Origin of the sequence: uncultured Campylobacter sp., from assembly GCF_938031315.1 — a bacterium.
Lineage (GTDB): Bacteria > Campylobacterota > Campylobacteria > Campylobacterales > Campylobacteraceae > Campylobacter_B.
Genome location: NZ_CALHHT010000438.1, coordinates 1 through 1,368, shown reverse-complemented (window position 1 = coordinate 1,368; position 1,368 = coordinate 1). Strand labels below are relative to the sequence as shown.

2 protein-coding genes are annotated in these 1,368 nt (G+C 49.5%); one reads left to right on the top strand and one right to left on the bottom strand.

Annotated features, from left to right (window positions below; genetic code table 11):
• Positions 1 to 169 precede the first annotated feature (169 nt).
• A complete protein-coding gene (locus Q0236_RS10935) occupies positions 170 to 388 on the top strand; it encodes a hypothetical protein (RefSeq protein WP_297917820.1) in 219 nt (72 codons plus the stop codon).
• A 212-nt stretch (positions 389 to 600) separates the two neighbouring features.
• Here the strand turns inward: Q0236_RS10935 and Q0236_RS10930 are convergent, their stop codons facing one another.
• Complete coding sequence (locus Q0236_RS10930) at positions 601 to 1,149, bottom strand: NAD(P)H-dependent oxidoreductase (protein WP_297917817.1); 549 nt, start codon at positions 1,147 to 1,149, stop codon at positions 601 to 603.
• Positions 1,150 to 1,368 lie beyond the last annotated feature (219 nt).

The window sequence follows — 1,368 nt, the reverse complement described above, 5'->3', positions numbered from 1 at the left end:
CAGACCCGTCTTTGCCCCACTCGCTCGCTTATAGCAATGTGCTTTCATATTTTACGCACTCGCTACGGCGCTACTTTGCTCGGTAATGACCGATCACCACACTTTTACAGCGGCAGGCTCAGCATATCTTTTCGCGGTGGCGGTGCGATGTTTTGCAAAATATTACGCGATGCGGCAAACTTTAAAATTTAAACTCTCTAAGCGCGACAGAGACCGCTTCGCAAAAACCCACACCCGATCCAAAAAGATCACGACACACACTTTACCCCCTACTTTGCCACTTGCTACGAAATTTAACCACTCTTGCGCAAATAAACACGATGAGTTTTACGCCAATGACTTCGAGCCGAACGCTATTCGCGTTTCCATAGATGACAACATTAGCTAGCCGATGCGCGCTGTTTAAACACGCTTGTACCTTATAAGCAATCAACACTGGCTACGACGAGTGCACGCGCGTCTTAGTCGTAGCCATCCATAGCGTGTTTCGATCCACTTTGAGCTTTTGCCGATCGGCTCGTTAAAAGGCGTAGATTCCGCGCATAAAATCACTCTTGTAAAATTTCATCTCGTAGCCACGGGTAGCGAACACTTGCTTTGCTAAATTTGATACTCGCCGGGACTTAGTTCGCCTCGTAAAAGTTTGCCGAAGCGTGCGGCTGCAGCATCTACGGCATCGTCACCAAACTCTCCAGGCTCAAACCCGCTGCTGACAAACGGCACAGCAAAGTCCATCCCGCAGTAGTTTGCTGCGATCTTAAGCGGTGTTAAAATTTCATCCAGGCTAAAGCCGATAGTACCCTGTTTGGAATACTCGCTAAGCGACGTACTAGCGCTTAGCGCAAGCTGTAAGACCTTGCCCTTAAGCGCGCCGGAACCCACCAGCTCGTGCGAAAAGACGATGTCGATATAGGCTTTTAGCATAGGCGGCACGTTTAGCCAGTACATCGGGTACAAAAATACGATGCGCTCAGCGCCCAATAGCGCGTCTTGCTCTGCGCGAGCGTCAATGCGCGCAGTATCGGTGCCGTAAAGTCCCTCCAAATGGCGCACCTCCACGCCGGCAGCGCCCTTTGCGACCTGCGATAGGGCTTTGTTCACGCGCGAGGCGGCGAAATTGGGATGCGATAAGATCACGAGCGTTTTCATGTTATTTCCTTTGTTAAAATTTGCAGAATCATATCGTTAAAAAGCTAAAAGTAGATTAAGAGGGGTTGTAAAAATGAAGAGTTGTTTTTTCTTGTGAGTAACTGGAGTTTGCGTGGCACGATAGATACGAGGCGCTCTCGTACCATGCTACCTCAAGGCATGTGCAACAAAATGTTTTTACGCGTGCCGTAAAGCAAGCCCCTAGCCCGCCCTCGTCTA